The 18,170-nt window shown below is 61.5% G+C and carries 18 protein-coding genes and 6 tRNA genes; 20 read left to right on the top strand and 4 right to left on the bottom strand.

Annotated features, from left to right (window positions below):
* The first annotated feature begins 48 nt into the window (after window positions 1-48).
* Together GYH29_RS17460 and GYH29_RS17455 are read left to right on the top strand one after the other, a co-directional pair.
* A complete protein-coding gene (locus GYH29_RS17460; protein WP_019100072.1) occupies window positions 49-972 on the top strand; it encodes a LysR family transcriptional regulator in 924 nt (307 codons plus the stop codon).
* Between the two features lie 9 nt (window positions 973-981).
* A complete protein-coding gene (locus GYH29_RS17455) occupies window positions 982-1,845 on the top strand; it encodes an AraC family transcriptional regulator (RefSeq protein WP_019100073.1) in 864 nt (287 codons plus the stop codon).
* A 228-nt stretch (window positions 1,846-2,073) separates the two neighbouring features.
* Here GYH29_RS17455 and guaB read toward each other — a convergent pair whose 3' ends face one another.
* Window positions 2,074-3,537: an IMP dehydrogenase gene (guaB, locus tag GYH29_RS17450; protein ID WP_019100074.1), complete on the bottom strand. Its 1,464-nt coding sequence runs from the start codon at window positions 3,535-3,537 to the stop codon at window positions 2,074-2,076.
* Between the two features lie 161 nt (window positions 3,538-3,698).
* On the opposite strand from guaB, the gene GYH29_RS17445 reads away from it, so the two are divergent.
* The 9 genes from GYH29_RS17445 (at window position 3,699) to GYH29_RS17405 (ending at window position 7,529) form a co-directional block, all read left to right on the top strand.
* Window positions 3,699-4,139 (top strand): DUF4124 domain-containing protein, encoded by a 441-nt coding sequence (locus tag GYH29_RS17445; RefSeq protein ID WP_161524185.1) that lies wholly within the window; start codon window positions 3,699-3,701, stop codon window positions 4,137-4,139.
* Complete coding sequence (uvrC, locus tag GYH29_RS17440) at window positions 4,140-5,945, top strand: excinuclease ABC subunit UvrC (protein WP_161524184.1); 1,806 nt, start codon at window positions 4,140-4,142, stop codon at window positions 5,943-5,945.
* A gap of 112 nt (window positions 5,946-6,057) precedes the next feature.
* Window positions 6,058-6,639: a CDP-diacylglycerol--glycerol-3-phosphate 3-phosphatidyltransferase gene (pgsA, locus tag GYH29_RS17435; RefSeq protein WP_019100077.1), complete on the top strand. Its 582-nt coding sequence runs from the start codon at window positions 6,058-6,060 to the stop codon at window positions 6,637-6,639.
* A gap of 98 nt (window positions 6,640-6,737) precedes the next feature.
* Window positions 6,738-6,813 (top strand) — tRNA-Gly (locus GYH29_RS17430).
* 26 nt (window positions 6,814-6,839) lie between these two features.
* Window positions 6,840-6,915, top strand: a tRNA-Gly gene (locus GYH29_RS17425).
* A 26-nt stretch (window positions 6,916-6,941) separates the two neighbouring features.
* A tRNA-Gly gene (locus GYH29_RS17420) sits at window positions 6,942-7,017 on the top strand.
* Between the two features lie 30 nt (window positions 7,018-7,047).
* A tRNA-Gly gene (locus tag GYH29_RS17415) sits at window positions 7,048-7,123 on the top strand.
* A gap of 41 nt (window positions 7,124-7,164) precedes the next feature.
* Window positions 7,165-7,238, top strand: a tRNA-Cys gene (locus tag GYH29_RS17410).
* A gap of 206 nt (window positions 7,239-7,444) precedes the next feature.
* Window positions 7,445-7,529: transfer RNA gene (locus GYH29_RS17405), tRNA-Leu, on the top strand.
* Between the two features lie 72 nt (window positions 7,530-7,601).
* On the opposite strand, the gene GYH29_RS17400 is transcribed toward GYH29_RS17405, so the two are convergent.
* Window positions 7,602-8,336, bottom strand: coding sequence for a GntR family transcriptional regulator (locus tag GYH29_RS17400; protein ID WP_161524183.1), 735 nt, complete (start codon window positions 8,334-8,336; stop codon window positions 7,602-7,604).
* 352 nt (window positions 8,337-8,688) lie between these two features.
* On the opposite strand from GYH29_RS17400, the gene GYH29_RS17395 reads away from it, so the two are divergent.
* The 6 genes from GYH29_RS17395 to GYH29_RS17370 all read left to right on the top strand — a co-directional run bounded on the left by GYH29_RS17395 (window position 8,689) and on the right by GYH29_RS17370 (window position 13,981).
* Entirely contained in the window at window positions 8,689-9,699 is a 1,011-nt protein-coding gene (locus tag GYH29_RS17395) for an ADP-ribosylglycohydrolase family protein (protein ID WP_161524182.1), read from the top strand.
* A gap of 4 nt (window positions 9,700-9,703) precedes the next feature.
* Window positions 9,704-11,095: a purine-cytosine permease family protein gene (locus tag GYH29_RS17390; protein ID WP_161524181.1), complete on the top strand. Its 1,392-nt coding sequence runs from the start codon at window positions 9,704-9,706 to the stop codon at window positions 11,093-11,095.
* Window positions 11,092-12,042, top strand: coding sequence for a PfkB family carbohydrate kinase (locus tag GYH29_RS17385; RefSeq protein WP_019100503.1), 951 nt, complete (start codon window positions 11,092-11,094; stop codon window positions 12,040-12,042). Before GYH29_RS17390 ends, GYH29_RS17385 begins: the two co-directional genes overlap by 4 nt.
* Before the next feature lie 492 nt (window positions 12,043-12,534).
* The gene (locus GYH29_RS17380; protein ID WP_039753830.1) at window positions 12,535-12,933 is read left to right on the top strand and encodes a ProQ/FINO family protein; all 399 of its coding nucleotides are present in this window, start codon (window positions 12,535-12,537) and stop codon (window positions 12,931-12,933) included.
* Between the two features lie 158 nt (window positions 12,934-13,091).
* Window positions 13,092-13,565 carry a putative periplasmic lipoprotein gene (locus tag GYH29_RS17375; protein ID WP_019100501.1) on the top strand — a complete coding sequence of 158 codons (474 nt, stop codon included), beginning with the start codon at window positions 13,092-13,094 and terminating at the stop codon, window positions 13,563-13,565.
* A 2-nt stretch (window positions 13,566-13,567) separates the two neighbouring features.
* A complete protein-coding gene (locus GYH29_RS17370) occupies window positions 13,568-13,981 on the top strand; it encodes a YchJ family protein (RefSeq protein WP_019100500.1) in 414 nt (137 codons plus the stop codon).
* A 7-nt stretch (window positions 13,982-13,988) separates the two neighbouring features.
* Here the strand turns inward: GYH29_RS17370 and GYH29_RS17365 are convergent, their stop codons facing one another.
* Together GYH29_RS17365 and dcd are read right to left on the bottom strand one after the other, a co-directional pair.
* Window positions 13,989-14,483 carry a glutathione peroxidase gene (locus GYH29_RS17365; RefSeq protein ID WP_039753837.1) on the bottom strand — a complete coding sequence of 165 codons (495 nt, stop codon included), beginning with the start codon at window positions 14,481-14,483 and terminating at the stop codon, window positions 13,989-13,991.
* Between the two features lie 270 nt (window positions 14,484-14,753).
* Window positions 14,754-15,323, bottom strand: coding sequence for a dCTP deaminase (gene dcd, locus GYH29_RS17360; RefSeq protein WP_019100498.1), 570 nt, complete (start codon window positions 15,321-15,323; stop codon window positions 14,754-14,756).
* Between the two features lie 175 nt (window positions 15,324-15,498).
* On the opposite strand from dcd, the gene GYH29_RS17355 reads away from it, so the two are divergent.
* From GYH29_RS17355 to bfr, 3 genes are all read left to right on the top strand, one after another.
* Window positions 15,499-15,762 (top strand): FeoA family protein, encoded by a 264-nt coding sequence (locus GYH29_RS17355; RefSeq protein ID WP_043590981.1) that lies wholly within the window; start codon window positions 15,499-15,501, stop codon window positions 15,760-15,762.
* Window positions 15,759-17,531, top strand: a complete 1,773-nt coding sequence (gene feoB / locus GYH29_RS17350) for a ferrous iron transport protein B (protein ID WP_043590983.1) — start codon at window positions 15,759-15,761, stop codon at window positions 17,529-17,531. The genes GYH29_RS17355 and feoB overlap by 4 nt, the downstream gene beginning before the upstream one ends.
* A gap of 82 nt (window positions 17,532-17,613) precedes the next feature.
* Window positions 17,614-18,081: a bacterioferritin gene (gene bfr, locus GYH29_RS17345; RefSeq protein WP_043591049.1), complete on the top strand. Its 468-nt coding sequence runs from the start codon at window positions 17,614-17,616 to the stop codon at window positions 18,079-18,081.
* Window positions 18,082-18,170 lie beyond the last annotated feature (89 nt).

Genomic DNA, 18,170 nt, shown 5'->3' with positions numbered 1-18,170 from the left:
CTTGTCATCATTGTGTGCAAGCGCACCATAAACGCGGGGGAGGGGGCGATGTTCGACTGGAACGACATCCGTTATTTTCTGGCCTTGCAGCGCAGCGGCAAGCTGTTGGCGGCGGCCAGGCAGCTGCGCACCACGCATGCGACGGTGGCCCGGCATATCGAACAGTTGGAGCGGCAGTTGGGCCAGCCGCTGTTTGTGCAGCAACCGGACGGCTATCTATTGACCGCGGCCGGCCGGCAGCTGCTGCCGCTGGCGGAGCAACTGGAAAACACCGCGTCCCGGATGCAGGACGAGGCGAGGGTGGGGCATGTGGAGGTGGCCGGCCTGGTGCGCTTGGGCGCGCCGGAAGGCTTGGGTTCCTTATTCTTGTCGCGGCACTTGCCGCGGCTGATGGCGCTCTATCCGGCGCTGGAGATCGACCTGGTGTCGGTGCCGCGCTTCGTCAGCATCACCAACCGCGAGGTGGACATCGCCATCGCGCTGGAGCGGCCGCAGGCCAATATGGTGGTGACGCGCAAGCTGACCGATTACTGCTTGGGCCTGTACGCGACGCCGGCCTACCTGGATGCGCATGAGCCCATCCGCGAGCGCGAGGACCTGGCCGGGCATCCCATCGTCGGCTACGTCGATGACTTGCTGTTCTCGCGTGAACTGATGTTTCACCGCGGCCTGTGCCGCAACCCGCTGATTAATCTGCGCTGCACCAGCGTGGTGGGCCAGCAGCAGGCGGCGCTGGCCGACGGCGGCATTGCGGTGCTACCGTATTATCTGACCTACGACGACGCGCGGCTGCGTCAACTGCTGCCGGAGCTGCGCATCATCCGCTCTTACTGGATCAGCGGCCGCAGCGACATCCGCCGAACGCTGCGCTACCGCGTGGTGTGGGATTTCGTGGTGGATGTGTGCCAAAGCATGCAATGGCTGCTGTTGCAACAGCCAACTCAGCAAAACGAATCAATCGATGCGGGATAAGCTCACTTCATGAGAACGCTCTATCGCAACGGCGGCCCGGATTCGCCGTATTTGTGGCGGATGCTGCGAGTGCTGGACTACTTGTGGCGTCATCTGGATGGGCCGGTGCCGCTGGAAAGGTTGGCGGAGGAGGCCTGCTTGTCGCCCTTTCACTTTCACCGCGTGTATCGCGGCCTGATGGCCGAAACGGTGGGAGAGACCCGGCAGCGGTTGTTGCTGCATCGTGCGGCCGGACAGTTGAACGGCGGCTCGCTGCCTTTGTCGAGGGTGGCGGCGCGCGCCGGCTACGGCGGCACTGCGGCCTTTGTCCGGGCCTTCGCCAGGGCTTACGGTGAGAGTCCGGGCCGCTATCGCCAGCGCAGAGCGTTCATTTCTAGGCAAGACTGGGAGACCGTTATGCATGAAGTGACATTGCTCAAGCAAGATAAGGGGCTGAAGGTGCTGATGCGCCGCCATGTCGGCAGTTATATGGAAATCGGCCAAGCTTTCGGCGCTTTGCAGGCCATCAGCCCGGGTTGCGCAGTCGGCGACGCGCCAGGTCGCATATTCGGGATGTATCTGGATGACACGGAACAGACGGAGGAGGCCAAGCTGCGCTCCATCGCCTGCGTGACTGTGCCGGATTCCTGGGAGGAGCGGCCGCTGCCGGATGGGTTTGAATGGGGGGAGATTCCCGCCGGAGAGTACGCTTGCGTGACGCATCTTGGGCCGTACGCGGAGCTGTCGACGGTCTGGTCCTGGCTGTACCGGCACTGGTTGCCCGACAGCGGGCGCGCGCTTGGCGGCGTGCCGTGCGTGGAAGAGTATTTGAATTCGCCGTACGACAATCCGCCCACGGCCTTGCGCACTCGGCTGATGTTGTCGCTGGCCTGAGAACCTGTTTACGATCTGCTGCGCGTCGTGAAGCGTTGCACGGTGAGTACGAGCTCAAAATGCTCATGTACCACTTGTACATTCCGCTTTTTCGCTCGTTTTCGCCTTGTCTCGCCTTAGCTCGCGAGATCGGAAACACGTTCTGACCGCGTTTGTGGCTCAGCCATGAAAAAGCCCGCGCCGTTTGGCGCGGGTTTTGCCGTAAAGGGTGCCAGACGACGTCGGGTCTTAACGGGATACGTGGTAGTTCGGCGCTTCCTTGGTGATCTGCACGTCGTGGACGTGAGATTCCTGAATGCCGGCGGAGGTGATTTCCACGAACTCCGCTTTGGCGTGCATGTCGGCGATGGTGGCGCAGCCAAGGTAGCCCATCGAGGAGCGCAGGCCGCCCACCAACTGGTGGATCACCTGGCCGATGGAGCCCTTGTACGGCACGCGGCCTTCGATGCCTTCCGGCACCAGCTTTTCCACATTGCCTTCATTATCCTGGAAGTAGCGGTCGGACGAGCCCTGGCTCATCGCGCCCAAGCTGCCCATGCCGCGGTAGGACTTGTAGGAACGACCCTGGAACAGCTCGACTTCGCCCGGGGCTTCCTCTGTGCCGGCGAACATGCCGCCCAGCATCACGCAGTTGCCGCCTGCGGCCAGCGCCTTGGAGATGTCGCCGGAGAAGCGAATGCCGCCGTCGGCGATCATCGGCACGCCAGTGCCCTTCAGCGCCTCGGATACATTGTGGATGGCGGTCAGCTGCGGTACGCCCACGCCGGCTACGATACGGGTGGTGCAGATGGAGCCGGGGCCGATGCCGACCTTGACGCCGTCGGCGCCGGCGTCAACCAGCGCCATCGCGGCGGCGGCGGTGGCGATGTTGCCGCCGATCACGTCCACTTGCGGGAAGTTCTTCTTCACCCAACGCACGCGCTCAATCACGCCCTGGCTGTGGCCGTGTGCGGTATCGACCACGATCACGTCCACACCGGCCTTCACCAGCGCGATCACGCGCTCTTCGGTGTCGCCGCCGGTGCCGACGGCCGCGCCCACGCGCAGGCGACCTTGGCTGTCTTTATTGGCGTTGGGGTGCTCGCTGGTCTTGATGATGTCCTTGACCGTGATCAGGCCCTTCAACTCCCAGGCGTCGTTGATCACCAGCACGCGTTCCAGGCGGTGGGTGTGCATCAACTCGCGGGCCTCGTCGATGCTGGCGCCTTCCTTGACGGTGATCAGACGCTCGCGCGGGGTCATGATGGAGCCGACGGTCTGGTCCAGGCGGGTCTCGAAGCGCAAGTCGCGGTTGGTGACGATGCCGACCACCTTGCCGTTTTCGATCACTGGCAGGCCGGAAATCTTGTGGTGGCGGGTCAGCAGCACCAGGTCGCGCACCAGCATGTCCGGGGCGATGGTGATGGGATCCTTGACCACGCCGCTTTCATGGCGTTTCACCTTGGACACTTCGCTGGCTTGTTTCGCGGGGTCCATGTTTTTGTGCACGATGCCGATACCGCCTTCTTGAGCCATGGCGATGGCAAGACGGGCTTCGGTCACCGTGTCCATGGCGGCGGACACCAAGGGCAGGTTCAGGGTGATGTTGCGGGTAAGCTTGGTGGAGAGGACTACGTCGCGCGGCAGAACTTCAGAGTGGGCCGGGACGAGGAGAACGTCGTCGAAAGTATAGGCTTTCTCGATGATACGCATCTTGGCGTTTCCTTTGCGGCAAAGCGGCATTATACCGAGGCATTGCCGCTATTGCAAAAAAACGGGCTTTCCGCCCGCAACCCTGTTACCTTTTTGCCGGCCGGCCGCGCAGGCCTTACAATTTGAGTATCTGCAGCGCAATTCGGGTCAGGGAGTCGATGATGAAGTCAACCTTAGTATGGACCTTTTTGCTGGCTTTGCTGGGCTCCTCCGCCGCCAGCGCGGAAGTCTACGTATGGAAGGACGAAGCCGGAAAAACCGTGTATTCGGATCAGCCGCCGCCCAGCGCCAACGCCCGCCGCATGAATACGCGCGCGCCGTCGCCGGCCTCGGCCCCGGCCCCGGCCAAGGAAAGCAAGAAGGCCATGGGCAAGGATGCGAGCGGGGAAAATGCCAAGATCGCCGCGGAGAACGCCAAGGTCGCGGAGGCCAACGCCAAGATCCGCGAGCAGAACTGCCAGAACGCCCGCAATCAGCTGGCCTCGGTGCAGACCAATAGCCGCATCCGCATGCCGGGTTCCAATGCCTTGGCCACCGACGCGCAGCGCAATGAGCTGATCGCCCAGGCGCAGGCCAATGTGCAGACCTGGTGTGGAAAATAAGTGGCGAAACCGGTTTTTGACTACAAGGCGGTACTGGCCTCCCTGCCCAATCTGCCCGGCGTGTATCGAATGCTCGACGCGTCGGGCGGCGTGCTTTATGTCGGCAAAGCCATCGATTTGAAACGGCGGGTCAGCTCTTACTTTCAGAAGAACGACCAATCACCGCGCATCCAGCTGATGGTGCGCCAGATCGCCGATATTGAAACCACGGTTACGCGCTCAGAGGCGGAAGCGCTGATCCTGGAGAACAATCTGATCAAGGCATTGACGCCGCGCTACAATATTCTGTTCCGCGACGACAAGTCCTATCCCTATCTGATGCTGACCGGCCACGCATTTCCGCAGATGGCCTATTACCGCGGCGACCCCAAGCGTCCGAACCAGTATTTCGGCCCGTATCCCAACGGCTACGCGGTGCGCGAAAGCATCCAGATCCTGCAAAAAGTGTTCCGGCTTCGCACCTGCGAAGACGCGGTGTTCGCCAACCGTTCCCGCCCCTGTTTGCTGTATCAGATCAAGCGCTGTTCCGGCCCTTGCGTCGATCATGTCTCCAAGGAAGACTACGCGCGCGACGTGGCCAGCGCGGTGGCTTTCCTGCAAGGCCGCCAGAGCGAGCTGATCGACGGTTTGACCCAGCGCATGATGGCCGCGGCCGAGGCGATGGAGTTCGAGCAGGCGGCGGAGCTGCGAGACCAGATTCAGGCGCTGGCGCGGGTGCAGGAGAAGCAGTTCGTTTCCAGTAACTCCAGCCAGCAAGATTGCGACGTGGTGGCCGCGGCACAGCGGGAAGGCATGCTTTGCGTCAATCTGGTGATGATTCGCGGCGGCCGTCATTTGGGCGACAAGAGCTTTTTCCCGGTCAGCGGGGAGGAGGGCGAACTGGCGGACAGCCTGGAGGCCTTCCTGGCCCAGCATTATCTGGGCGCGCCCTTGCCGCCGGCCATCATCATCAACGGCGAAATTTCCGATACCTTGCGTCAGCACCTGGAGCGGCAAGCCGAGCGCAAGCTGGCCATCGCCAGCAACCCCATAGGGGAGCGGCGGGTATGGCTGGAAATGGCGGAAAAGAACGCCGAGCTGGCCATCATGCAGCGGGCCAACAGCAAAGCCACCCAGAACCAGCGGCTGACCCAGCTCAACGAGGTATTGGAGTTGGAGGGCGCAGGCCGCTTTGAATGCTTCGATATCAGCCACACCATGGGCGAAGCCACGGTGGCTTCCTGTGTGATCTACGACAAGGGCGCGATGCAGCCAAGCGAATACCGGCGCTACAATATTGAAACCGCCAAGCCCGGCGACGATTACGCCGCGATGCGCGAAGTTCTGTCACGTCGCTACGGCAAGCTGGCGGCGGGAGAGGGCAAGTTGCCGGATGCCGTGTTCATCGACGGCGGCAAAGGGCAGGTGGGCGTGGCCTTGGAGGTGTTCGCCGAAATCGGCCTGAACCTGCCCATCGTCGGCATCGCCAAGGGAGAAGAGCGCAAGCCGGGGCTGGAAACGTTGATCCTGCCGTATCTGGACAAGAGCCTGCAGTTGAGGCAGGACCATCCTGCGCTGCATTTGATCCAGACGGTGCGCGACGAGGCCCACCGCTTCGCTATCACCGGCCACCGCGCGCGGCGCGCCAAGGCGCGCACCGCGTCCACATTGGAGGAGATTCCGGGGGTGGGGGCCAAGCGGCGGCAACAGCTGCTGATGCGTTTTGGAGGCCTGCGCGGCGTGGCCGCCGCTAGCATGGACGATCTGGCTCAGGTGGACGGCATCAGTCGCACGCTGGCGGAGAAGATTTACAACGCGCTGCATTGATTGCCGGCGCGCCATCGTTTATACACTGTAACCATCGCTGTGCGTCCCGTTGTGGCTTGGGGCGAACGCGCAGTTTTTGACCGAGCCGCAAACAATAAGATTACTGACACCGATGCCCTTCAATTTGCCGATATTCCTGACCTGGCTCAGGGTTGCCCTGATCCCTATCTGCGTAGCGGTTTTCTTTTTGCCGGATTCCGTTCTGCTGCTGCAAAGCCGTAATCAGGTAGGCGCCGCCATCTTCGCATTGGCGGCGATCACCGATTGGCTGGACGGCTACCTGGCGCGCAAGCTGGGGCAGACCTCGGCCTTCGGCGCCTTCCTAGACCCGGTGGCGGACAAGCTGATCGTCGCCGCGGCCTTGATCCTGCTGGTGCAGATGGGGCGCACCGAGGGCTGGATGGCGATGATCATCATCGGCCGAGAGATCGCGATTTCCGCGCTGCGCGAATGGATGGCGGAAATGGGCACCCGCAAGAGTGTGGCGGTGGCCTATATCGGTAAGCTCAAAACCACGGCGCAAATGGTGGCGATTCTATTGCTGCTCTATGCCGGGCCGCTGCTTCCCGGCGTCTCCACATTAATTTTGGGCAACGCCTTCATGGTTTTGGCGGTGATTTTGACTTTGTGGTCAATGGTTTATTATCTTCGGATGGCCGCCAAGGAGTTTTCCGGGAAAAAAATTGATGTTTGAAGTGTTGACAGTGCCTGATAAATCCTTATAATTCGCATCTCTCAGCGCTGCTCCAGCAGCAGCGAAGAGAAAGCAGAAGTATTGCGGCAGTTTTGAATGCGGGAATAGCTCAGTTGGTAGAGCGCAACCTTGCCAAGGTTGAGGTCGCGAGTTCGAGCCTCGTTTCCCGCTCCAAATCCTCTGCAATAGCGTTATGCGACGCGGGAATAGCTCAGTTGGTAGAGCGCAACCTTGCCAAGGTTGAGGTCGCGAGTTCGAGCCTCGTTTCCCGCTCCAAAACTTCTGCAATAGCATTGTGCGACGCGGGAATAGCTCAGTTGGTAGAGCGCAACCTTGCCAAGGTTGAGGTCGCGAGTTCGAGCCTCGTTTCCCGCTCCAGCGTATAGATATTTGTTGTTGTCGTACCCTGCGGGAATAGCTCAGTTGGTAGAGCGCAACCTTGCCAAGGTTGAGGTCGCGAGTTCGAGCCTCGTTTCCCGCTCCAAATTCATAACGGTCAGCGTAAGCTGACAGTTCGCCGGTAACGGCGGGGTAGCAAAGTGGTTATGCAGCGGATTGCAAATCCGTCTACGCCGGTTCGATTCCGACCCCCGCCTCCAGTTAAAGCCCCGCAAGTCAAAGACTTGCGGGGCTTTTGCTTTGTTTGGCCCGCACTCGTAATCGCCAAGCTCAGAGTGGTTTTTTCTCTTTATATCCCGGATTGGAATCAAGTCCGCAGTTCTCCGTAGCGGCGTGCCACGGCTTTGATCGCCATCCCTGTTTGCCAGCGGGCCGGCTCTGGGATAGAATCGCCGTCTCTTTGCCCGCCCCGGTGGTGAAATTGGTAGACACAAGGGACTTAAAATCCCTCGACTTCGGTCGTGCCGGTTCGATTCCGGCCCGGGGCACCACTATGGCAAACCGTCCACGAGACGAAAACGACCCGCACAGCCAGGCGCTGGGCGGGTTTTTTTCGGTCTCTCTTAAAGCCGCACCTCGAATTCATAGAGATCGCTGCGGCACAAAACTTCGCTGAATTCCAATACCTGTTCCGCCGAGTTCAAACTAGTCTGCTGGATGCGCAGCAGCGGCGTACCGGTCTGGACATGCAATAGGGCGGCGCTGTCTGGGTCTGCCGGGCAGGAGGCCAGGCGGAAGTGCTTATGGCCGATTTCCACGCCATGCTGTTCCCACCACTGGTAGAGCGAGTGTTCGAGACGCTCCGGCTCCGGCAAATAGGTCAGCGGGATGTAGGTGGTCTCCAGCGCAGCCGGCGTGCCGTCCATCATCCGCAGGCGGCGTAGCTTGGCGATGTCCGCGCCGGCGGGCAGCCGCAGCAGACCGGCGATGGCGGCCGGCGCGCGTTCACGCTGCCGCAGCAGCCATTGATTGGCCACGCTGCCGCCGCTGCGCAGCACTTGCTCGGTGAAGCCACCTTTGTCATTGAGCGAGTAGAGGAAAGCCTGCGCGACGCGTGTTCCTTGGCCTTGCTGGCGCGTGATCAGCCGCTTGCGCTCCAGCTCCGCCATCGCTTTGCTGATCGTGACGCGCGACAGCCCCAGTTTTTCCGCCATCAGCCGCTCTGTCGGCAGGAAAGTCCCTTCGGCCAACTGATGTCGCCGGATGGCTTGTTCCAGCGCGTCGGCGATCATCAGATAACGCGGCATAGTGCCAGGCTGCCGTAGGCTGGCGACCAAGCATTCCAGAATATCGCTCATATCGTATGAAAGCTCCTGTGCGTGCGCGTTCCAGTCTAAATCAATGCCGGAAGGCATGGGGAGAGCGGCTCAAGCTTTCTGGCATGCTTCCCTGATCAATAGTATGGTTATGTGCTATTGGATTTGCATTGGACTTATCATACGATGCCAATCAAAGTCCTTAGAACGTGTTTACGATCTCGCGAGCAAGGGCAAGACAAGGCGAAAACGGCTGAAAAAGCGGAGTGTACAGACGGTACATGAGTATTTTGAAGCCGTTTTCAGCGCCGTATCGCTCGCTTGCAGCAGACCATAAGCAGGGCCTTAAACGGACTTCGGCGTTGGCATCCAGGCGGAGAGAAGTGGTTTGACAATGATTAGCAAGGGCTACCAGTCCATTCTTGGGGCTCTTTACGGGCAGGCGGTGGGAGATGCGATGGGCATGCCTTCCGAGCTGTGGCCGCAACGGCAGGTGCAGACGTTCTTTGGTTGGATCGACAACTTCCTGCCCGGCCCTGCCGAGAACTTCGCCGCTTCCGAGTTTGTCGCCGGGGAATTCACCGACGACACCCAGCAGGCCATTGCCTTGATGGACGCCTTGATTGCCGCCGACGGCGCGGTTGAGCCGGAGCGCATCGCCGCCAACATCATCGCTTGGGCCGAGTGCGTCGACGCCTTCAACAAGAACATTTTAGGACCCAGTTCGAAGGCCGCGTTGAGGGCGATTTTGTCCGGCCGGTCCATCGACTCGCTGGGTGCCAACGGCATTACCAACGGGGCGGCGATGCGAGTGGCTCCCTTGGGCTGCTTATTGCCCAGCGGGAACCGCGAGGCTTTTATTCATGCGGTGCGGCTAAGCTGCAGCCCCACCCATCAGTCCGATATCGCGGTGGCCGGCGCCGCGGCTATTGCTTGGGCTGTGTCCCGAGCGGTGGAGGGGGCGGATTGGCCCTGCATCAAGGCAGAACTGCCTGGGGTCGCCGAGCAGGCGCAGCTGGAGCGCGTCACCACTTTCAGTCCTCTGCTGAGCCGGCGTTTGGATTGGGGATTCGAACTGGCGGCGCGTTTGCGGGGGCGGGGCGATGCGGCCGTGGTTGCCGAGCTGTACCGCACGCTGGGGGCCGGCATGGACACGATAGAGTCGGTGCCGACCGCCTTGGCCTTAGTGGATTGCGCGCAAGGCGACCCACGCCGTTGCGCGGTGCTGGCGGCCAATCTGGGCGGCGACACCGACACCATCGGCGCGATGGCCACCGCGGTATGCGGCGCCTTGCGAGGCGCGGACGCGTTGCCCGCCGAATGGCGGGAGCGCATCCGGAAAGTGAATGGCGTTGATTTCGAATCTTACGCGCGGGCTTTGAGCGCATTGCGGTTTAGGGGGTGAGCAGATGAGCGATGTACAAGCAGTAGAGGGCTGGCGACTGGAGAACTCAGGTATAGATTTGGTGCCGGAGCACGAGTGCAAGGGCCGGCCCGTTGAGTTGTTCTGGGTGTGGCTGGCGGCCAATATCGGCATTCTGGGCGTGGTTTACGGCGGCATCGTCACCAGCTTCGGGCTGTCCTTCTTTCAGTCTTTACTGGCCGCGGCGCTGGGGGTGGCCAGTTTCGCCCTGGTGGGGGTGACCAGCATCGCGGGCCGGCGCGGCCGCACTTCCACGCTGACCTTGTCGCGGGCCATCTTTGGACTGCACGGCAACGCCGCGCCTACCGCCTTCAGCTGGTTCAATCTGATGGGGTGGGAGGCGGTCAACGTGGTGACCGGCGCTTTGACGCTGGCGGCGCTGTGCCAGGCGCTGGGCATAGCGGAGAGCCGTCTGCTGACCGCGGTGTGTTTGTTCTTGTTCATCGGTTTGACCATCGTGGTCAGCCTGCTGGGACAGGCAACCGTGGTGTGGATGCAAAGCTGGTTGAGCCGGATTTTCGGCAGCATGACTCTGGTGGTGATCCTGTACGTGGCGTCGACTGCGAACTGGGGCGCCATCATGGCGCGGCCGGACGGCGACTGGCTGACCGGCTTCTGGCCGGCGGTATCGGTGATCGCCGCAGGCACCGGCATTAGTTGGGCGATCGCCGGCGCGGACTACAGTCGTTACCAGCGGTCCGGCTCATCCAACGGCGGCATTTTCGGGGCGGTGATGGCGGGGGCATCGCTGCCCTTGATGCTGCTGATTTTTACCGGCGTGCTGCTGTCTGCGCAGATTCCAGACCTGGCCAGCGCGGCCAATCCCATCGCCAAGATAGGCGCGGTGCTGCCGGCCTGGATGGCGGTGCCCTATCTGCTGACCGCGACCGCGGGCATCGTGACCATGGCGGTGCTCAGTCTGTATTCTGCCAGCCTCAATTTGTTGACCATAGGCGTCAAGGTCAGGCAGGCACAGGCGGTTTCCATCAATGCGCTTATCGTGTTGGCGATCGCCGCTTACGTTTTGTTCGTATCCAGCGATTTCCTGGGGCCCTTCATTTCCTTCTTGCTGTTTTGCGGCGTGTTCCTGGCGGCCTGGGAGGCGGTGTTCGTACTGGATTACCTGCTGCTGCGTCATCGTCAAGGCTATGACGATGTGGCCTTGTCCGGCGATGGGCGGCAGGCCTTCCGCGGCGGGCCGTTGCTGTGCTGGCTGCTGGGCGCCGCCTGCGGTCTGCTGGTGAGCAAGACCGGCTTTGTCGACGGTCCGTTGGCGGTGGGGGTCTTCGCGGATTCCAGCCTTGGATTGTTTGTGTCTTTTGGAACCAGCTTGCTGGCTTATGGATTGTATCTGTTGCTGAAGGAGCGACGCGCATGACCATTCCGTGTCCAAGTTATCATCCGATCAAGGCGATTCTGGCTTTGGGCGGCGCCGTTGGGGATGTGGTGCTGACTCTCCCGGAACTGCCGCGAAGCGGCGGCGATGTAGAGGCCTTGCAGCAGGAGCGCCAAATCGGCGGCTGCGCCTTCAATGTGGCGAGGGCGCTGTGTCAGTTGAACGCTCCTGTGATCAACGGCATGCCGGTGGGAAACGGGCCCTGGGGCGCGGCGGTAGACCGGGCGATGCGGGAGTTGGGACTGCCGGTGCTGTTGCGCAACGCGAATCGCGACAATGGCTGGTGCGTGGCCATGGTGGAGCCCAGCGGGGAGCGCAGCTTCATCTCCATCACCGGCTGCGAAGGGGAGTGGAGTCGCGAGCAACTGGACGCGTTGCCATTGCCCGCCGACGCCTTGGTGTACGCCAACGGCTATGAACTGGCGGGAGAAGGCGGGCGGGCTCTGCGCGCCTGGCTGTTGGCCTTGCCGTCGGAACAGTTGCGGGTGATCGACCCCGGTCCGCGCGTCGCCTTGCTGGAGCCGGCGTTTCTGTCCAGCTTGAGCGGCACGGAAACCTTATTGACGTTGAACCGGGACGAGATCGCCATATTGTGCGGCCAGGGCGATCCGGTGGCGGCTGCGCAGCGTTTCGCCAAGGACTACAAACTGACGCTGATCTGTCGCTTGGGTCAGGATGGCGCCTGGGTCTGTCCGGGCACCGACGAGCCATGGCATCTGCCTGGCTACCAAGTGTCGGTGGTGGATACCATAGGCGCGGGCGACGCGCATTGCGCCGGTTTGTTGGCCGGTTTATCCAGCGGCTGGCCGCTGCATTATGCGGTGGATCTGGGCAATCGGCTGGCCGCCTGTGTGGTGGCGAGCGCCGGACCGGACGCGGCGACGGATTGGGACAGCTTGAACCGCCGCTTTCCCGCCGCTTGCCTGTGAGCCGCGTAGAGCGTGTTTGAGGCCCGGAGGCCGGTTTGGCGCGGGGAAAGTGGCAAAAGAAAGACGGATAGGGGTGGAAACGCCGCAATTGGCGTCAAGTGCTGGACATAAAGGGGCATTACTTAGTACTCTCCCACCCTCGTGAGCGCCAGCCCGGCTATGGAGTGCCCGGAGGATTCCGCTTGGCGCTTTCATTCATTGCCGTCAAGTCGGCTTCGGCTTCGCCGTCGGCAAGCAGGGCGGGCCGATGGGTACGGGGGCCGCATACCCGTCCTGGTAGGCCGCGCCGCTTGGGTATGGCTCCTGGACACCCGCCATGATCGGCGATTTTTCACGGCGCGCAGACGTCTTGTCTGCACGTGTTGGTCAAGCCTGATTACGATGTCGTCATTTTTTCGCCGGCTGTCAAGCTGGTCGGGCGGCTGGTTGCAGCGCTTCGCTTGATTAGGCAGCATGCGCTGCTTTTGCATCAATGGATCTAGATAGAAGTTCATGAAGCCAAATACTGAAACGGCACTCGGTGCTGCACTTAAGTCCGCTGTACAAAGTCTGTCCAAGAAAAAGCAGACCGAGATGATCGCGGATCATGTCTACAGCAAGTTCGACGTTTTCCGCCAGTTTCGTCCGCTGGCCTTGGGCATCCATGAGAGCCTGATCGCGGCTTTGCCGCAGTTCGACTCGACGCTGATCTCCCGCGTAGTGGCCAATCACTGTCGCAAGCCGCGCTACGTCAAGTCACTGGCGCGCGGCGGCAAGCGTTTCGATCTGGCCAACAAGCCGGTGGGCGAGGTGAGCGCGGAAGAGAAAAAGGCGGCGGAACAAATGTCCGCGCCCAAGCCGGCCCCGGCTGCTGCGGCTCCGGCCGAACCCGCTGGCGACGCCGCGGAATAAGCGTGCCGCGGCCTCGTGGCAAGAACGTAAACAGCCTGACAGATCCGTTTGTCAGGCTGTTTTGCATTGGCGAGGCGGAACATTGGCACCGGCGAGGCGGTCGCAGCAGAACGCGCCGCGCGGCGGCGCCGAATCAGGACAGGAGTAGAATACCCGGCATGAAACGTCTTTTCTTGTGGGCCGCCATGGCCCTGAGCTTGTCCGCTTGCAGCGCGTTGCAACAACTGGGCGCGCCCATCAGTTCGCATCCTTCCTCTCCGGCCAAGGGCCGGCAGCAGACGGCTCCGGCGCCCAGCGCCAAGTCGGACGCTTTGTTGCGTGAGGCCAACCGTTTGGCAGACAAGGTCAAGAGCGGCGAACTGACCAGGCTGGCGGCTGCTGATCAGTTGGGCGCATTCCGGCTCAAGGCGGTGGGGGCCAACCCCGTCGACGACAACACCTTCGCCATGTACCGCTATCTGACGGTGGAGCGCGAGGCGGGGCGCATTGATCAGGATACGTTCCGAGCCAAGATGGATGAGCGTTTACGGGAGTGGATGAGGCGCTGGCCCAAGATGAATCCCAAGCCGGCGGATCCCGCGTTCACTAACTTCCTGCTCAAACTCTACGGCTTGCCGGCCTTGGGAGCTTGAACATGGGCAAGAAAGCCAAGCCGGACGCGGCCGGCTGTCCCTGCGGACTGGGCGGCGATTACGCGGTCTGTTGCGGCCGTTATCTGAGCGAGGGCGGCGAACCTGCGCCCACGGCGGAAGCCTTGATGCGTTCGCGCTATACCGCTTACGCGCGCGGCGACGAGGCGTATCTGCTGGCGAGTTGGCATCCAAGCACCCGGCCGCAGGCGCTGGACCTGGCCGCGGATGCCGGCGTGGTCAAATGGCTGGGCCTGGAGGTACTGGCGACAGAGGCCGGCGCCGAGGCCGACACCGAAGGGTGGGTGGAGTTTGCCGCGCGCTACAAAGTGAGCGGCAAGGCCGAGCGCATGCGCGAGCGCAGCCGCTTTGCGCGCGAGGACGGCCGCTGGTTCTACGTGTCCGGCGAGTTGAGCTGAACTCGGTTCAGGCGGCGGATGTCGGCAGCAGGCTTTCGATCACGCGTTCCAGCGCCGCTGGCTTGACGTAGGGGGCGAAACGCCCGCGGATGCGCCCCTCGCCATCGATCAAAAACTTGGTGAAATTCCATTTGATGCGCCGGCTGCCCAGTAGACCAGGCTTGGCGGCGGCGAGATAGCGCCATAGCGGATGCGCATTCGCTCCGTTGACATCAATCTTGGCGGACAAGGCGAAACTGACGCCAAAGTTCTTTTGACAGAACTGACCGATGGCGGAAGCATTCCCCGGTTCTTGGCCGCCGAATTGATTGCAGGGAAAGCCGATGATTTCCAGGCCTTGATCGCGGTAGCGCTGGTACAGTTGTTCCAGGCCGCCCAATTGCGCGGTGAAGCCGCATTCGCTGGCGGTGTTGACCAACAGCAGCACTTTGCCGCGATAGCCCGCCAGCGGCAGTGCCTGCCCGTTTAAAGTCTCAATGGAAAAATCATATATGTCCGGCATATTTTCGCCCTTCGCCAAAGCGAAGATCATGGCAAGAAACCGGAAGAAGGGCAATTGGGCAGGGAGATAAAAAAAGGGGCGCAACGGCAAGGGGGAACCGCTACGCCCCAAGAAGAAATCAATTGCTGTACAAGGGCCGACCAACCGGGAAAGTCAGCTAACCCTCTGTTTATCCTAGAACATTAAGGTGAAATTGCGAGGACGGATTTGGCGTTGTTTAAATGACAAAGGGATGGCTTGGCCATCCCTTTTTTGCAGGCGGGAAGCGGTTCAGGGGCGCGGAAGCGTCACGCCCACCTGGCCCATGTATTTGCCGGCGCGGTCACTGTAGGACACGTCGCAGATTTCATCGGATTCGAAGAACAGCACCTGGGCCACGCCCTCGTTAGCGTAGATTTTGGCCGGTAGCGGCGTGGTGTTGGAGAACTCCAGGGTTACGTAACCTTCCCATTCCGGCTCGAACGGGGTGACGTTGACGATGATGCCGCAACGGGCGTAAGTGGACTTGCCCAGGCATACGGTCAACACCGAGCGCGGAATGCGGAAATATTCGACGGTGCGAGCCAGCGCGAAGCTGTTGGGCGGGATGATGCAATAGCCCTTGCCGGAGACTTCCACGAAGGAGTTGGGGTCGAAGTTTTTAGGGTCGACGATGGTGCTGTTGATATTGGTGAATACCTTGAATTCGTCGGCGCAGCGGATATCGTAGCCGTAACTGGAGGTACCGTAGGAGATCACCTTCTGGCCATCCACCATCTTGATCTGGTTGGCCTCGAAGGGTTCGATCATGTTGTACTCGTCCGCCATCCGGCGAATCCATTTGTCCGATTTGATGCTCATTGTCTTTGGCCCGTAGCTTGTCGATTGATTGTCCGCGATTTTAACCGCAAGCGCGGCATGCGGCTATGGCTAATCCGCGCGTAGCGGCGAGAGCGGGGCGCCATTGACACAGGTCAAGCGAGGCTGGAATTGCGGCGATTTGCCGCAGATCGACGCGAATGGGCTGGATATACTAATGCAAACCATTCTCGTTCTTGATCGGATCATCATGTTGACTCTGGATGCATTCCCCGCAGGCCGCCACGGCGTGGTCGAGCGGCTGGAGCTGGCCGAAGAGGCCTTCCGCCGCGTCGCCGCCTTTGGCCTGGCGCCAGGCAGCCGTTTTTACGTGCGCAGGGTGGCGCCGCTGGGCGGGCCGCTGCTGCTGGATGTGGGCGCCACCCGCTTTTTATTGCGCCGCAGCCTGGCGCGCTCCATCCTGGCGAGGATGGAGGCATGAAGCGCTTTGCCTTGATCGGCTTGCCTAACACCGGCAAGTCCACCTTGTTCAACCGTCTCACCGGCATGTCGCAGCGCGTCGGCAACTGGCCGGGCCTGACCATAGAATTGAGCAGCGCCCGCCTGCTGTTGGGCGGCCACATGGTGGAACTGGTGGATCTGCCCGGCGTCAACGATCTGACCGGTTATTCCGACGATGAGGCGGTGGTGCGCGACGTATTGCAGGCCAGCGCTTTCGACGGCGCCATCCTGGTGCTCAACGCCAGCCAGCTGGACCGGCAGTTGCCGCTGGCCTTGCAGGTGCTGGCCAGCGGTCTCAACTGCCAGGTTGTGCTGAATATGGCGGATGAGGCCAAGGCGCTGGGCGTGAGCCTGGATGTGGAGTGTTTGTCGGAACGTCTGGGTGCGCCGGTATCGCTGGTGTCGGCCAGGCATATGCAAGGCTGGCCGCCGCTGATGGCGAGTTTGAACCGACTGGCCAATGACGAGGCTCCGGCCGTGAGAGCGGGGCTGGACGCGGTACCGGGTACCCAGGCGGCGATGGCGGAGGCCAAACGCTTGCTGGACGGTTGCTGGGCCTTGCCGGCTATGCTGCCGGCGCGGCTGACCGAAAAGATCGACCACTGGCTGATGCATCCGTGGCTGGGCTTGCCGCTGTTCTTCGCATTGATGGCGCTGTTGTTCAATCTGACTTATCAGATCGGCACGCCTTTGCAGGAGCTGGCCGGGGCCGGGCTGGACTGGGTCAAGGAGCAGGCGCTGGCGCCCTTGCTCGCGCCGTTGCCTGAGATTGTGCAGAGCCTGGCGCTGGACGGGATCTGGCAGGGGGTGTCGACGGTACTGACCTTCGCGCCCATTTTGCTGGTGTTCTTCGTACTGATGGCGATGGTGGAGGATTCCGGCTATCTGGCGCGCGCCGCCTATCTGACCGATGCCTTTATGGCTCGATTGGGGCTGGATGGCCGCGGCTTCGTGATGCAGTTGATGGGTTTTGGCTGCAATGTGCCGGCCATCATGGGCACCAGGGTGATGCGCGAACGCAAACAGCGGCTGCTGACCATGCTGGTGATTCCGTTCTCGCTGTGCTCGGCGCGGCTGCAGGTGGTGGTGTTCTTCGCCGGGCTGCTGTTCACTGCGGCGCAGGCGCCGTGGGTGCTGATGGGGCTTTATCTGATGAGCTTCGCCGTCGCGGTGTTCACCGCTTGGGTGTTCAAGCGTCGCTACGCCGGGGGCGAAGCCTTCTTGTTGGAAGTGCCGCCGTATCGGCTGCCCGGCTTGAGCCATTTGCTGGGCCGGGCGGTGGGCGAGGTGCGGGCCTTCCTGCAGCTGGCTTCCAGCTTCATCCTGTTGGGGGTGGTGTTGGTCTGGTTGTTGACTCATGTGCCGGCCGGCGATGGCAAGACGCTGGCCGACGTCTTGGGCGGCCTGTTGGCTCCAGTGTTGGACCCGATCGGCATTCGCCATGAACTGGCGGCGGCCTTGCTGTTCGGTTTCATCGCCAAGGAGATTCTGTTGGGCAGCCTGGCTGTGATCTACGGGGTGTCCGAGGCAGGTCTGGGCGCTGTCTTGCTGCAACATCTGGACTGGCGTTCGGCGATGAGTTTCCTGATCTTCACCTTGATCTACGTGCCTTGCCTGTCCACGGTGGCGGCGATGTACCGCGAGTCGCGCAGCAAGTCCTATACCGCGATGGCGGTGGCGTGGTCGGTGAGCCTGGCTTGGCTGTTGTCGTTCGTGTTTTATCAAGCCAGCGTGCATCTGTGGCCTTGAGAGCTTAGAATGAATGGTTCGCGAATTCCGTTCGCGCCGGCGGATAGCCGGCGTCATTGAACTACAACAACAAGAGGTCGTTATGCAAGGTGATCCCAAAACCATCGAGTTGCTGAACGAACTGCTGGCGGAAGAGCTATCCGCCGCGGACCAGTATTTCATCCACGCCGAGATGTACAAGGACTTCGGTCTGCACAAGCTGTTCGAGCGCATCGACCATGAACGCGAGGACGAGCTTTCGCACGCGCGGGTGCTGATCGCGCGCACCCTGTTCTTGCAAGGCAAGCCCAATGTGGCCAAGCGCGTGCCCATCGTGGTGGGCGAGAACGTGCGGGCGATGCTGGCCAGCGATCTGGAAGTGGAATACCGCGTCGGCAACCTGTTGAAAAAAGTGGTGGCCCACTGCGAGAGCGTGAAGGACTACGTGACGCGTCAGGAACTGATGGTGTTGCTGGAAGAAACCGAGAACGATCACGCTCACTGGCTGGAGCAGCAGCTGCGCCTGATCGATATGGTGGGCGAGCAGAACTATATTCAGTCGCAAATGTAAGCGCAGGGTATTTTGACCTTGAGACGGCCGCCTTTCGGGCGGCCGTTTTTTTGCGGCGACCGCGCGGGTTTTGACATGGCGCAGCATGG

It is taken from the genome of Chromobacterium haemolyticum, from assembly GCF_009936155.1.
Classification (GTDB): Bacteria; Pseudomonadota; Gammaproteobacteria; order Burkholderiales; family Chromobacteriaceae; genus Chromobacterium; species Chromobacterium haemolyticum.
This window is presented reverse-complemented; position numbering and strand designations above follow the sequence as displayed.

Bases quoted from the DNA above. Each gene is read 5' to 3' on its own strand.
- GYH29_RS17460 (WP_019100072.1), top strand. From the start codon at position 49: ATGTTCGACTGGAACGACATCCGTTATTTTCTGGCCTTGCAGCGCAGC.
- GYH29_RS17455 (WP_019100073.1), top strand. From the start codon at position 982: ATGAGAACGCTCTATCGCAACGGCGGCCCGGATTCGCCGTATTTGTGG.
- guaB (WP_019100074.1), bottom strand. From the start codon at position 3,537: ATGCGTATCATCGAGAAAGCCTATACTTTCGACGACGTTCTCCTCGTC.
- GYH29_RS17445 (WP_161524185.1), top strand. From the start codon at position 3,699: ATGAAGTCAACCTTAGTATGGACCTTTTTGCTGGCTTTGCTGGGCTCC.
- pgsA (WP_019100077.1), top strand. From the start codon at position 6,058: ATGCCCTTCAATTTGCCGATATTCCTGACCTGGCTCAGGGTTGCCCTG.
- GYH29_RS17400 (WP_161524183.1), bottom strand. From the start codon at position 8,336: ATGAGCGATATTCTGGAATGCTTGGTCGCCAGCCTACGGCAGCCTGGC.
- GYH29_RS17395 (WP_161524182.1), top strand. From the start codon at position 8,689: ATGATTAGCAAGGGCTACCAGTCCATTCTTGGGGCTCTTTACGGGCAG.
- GYH29_RS17390 (WP_161524181.1), top strand. From the start codon at position 9,704: ATGAGCGATGTACAAGCAGTAGAGGGCTGGCGACTGGAGAACTCAGGT.
- GYH29_RS17385 (WP_019100503.1), top strand. From the start codon at position 11,092: ATGACCATTCCGTGTCCAAGTTATCATCCGATCAAGGCGATTCTGGCT.
- GYH29_RS17380 (WP_039753830.1), top strand. From the start codon at position 12,535: ATGAAGCCAAATACTGAAACGGCACTCGGTGCTGCACTTAAGTCCGCT.
- GYH29_RS17375 (WP_019100501.1), top strand. From the start codon at position 13,092: ATGAAACGTCTTTTCTTGTGGGCCGCCATGGCCCTGAGCTTGTCCGCT.
- GYH29_RS17370 (WP_019100500.1), top strand. From the start codon at position 13,568: ATGGGCAAGAAAGCCAAGCCGGACGCGGCCGGCTGTCCCTGCGGACTG.
- GYH29_RS17365 (WP_039753837.1), bottom strand. From the start codon at position 14,483: ATGCCGGACATATATGATTTTTCCATTGAGACTTTAAACGGGCAGGCA.
- dcd (WP_019100498.1), bottom strand. From the start codon at position 15,323: ATGAGCATCAAATCGGACAAATGGATTCGCCGGATGGCGGACGAGTAC.
- GYH29_RS17355 (WP_043590981.1), top strand. From the start codon at position 15,499: ATGCAAACCATTCTCGTTCTTGATCGGATCATCATGTTGACTCTGGAT.
- feoB (WP_043590983.1), top strand. From the start codon at position 15,759: ATGAAGCGCTTTGCCTTGATCGGCTTGCCTAACACCGGCAAGTCCACC.
- bfr (WP_043591049.1), top strand. From the start codon at position 17,614: ATGCAAGGTGATCCCAAAACCATCGAGTTGCTGAACGAACTGCTGGCG.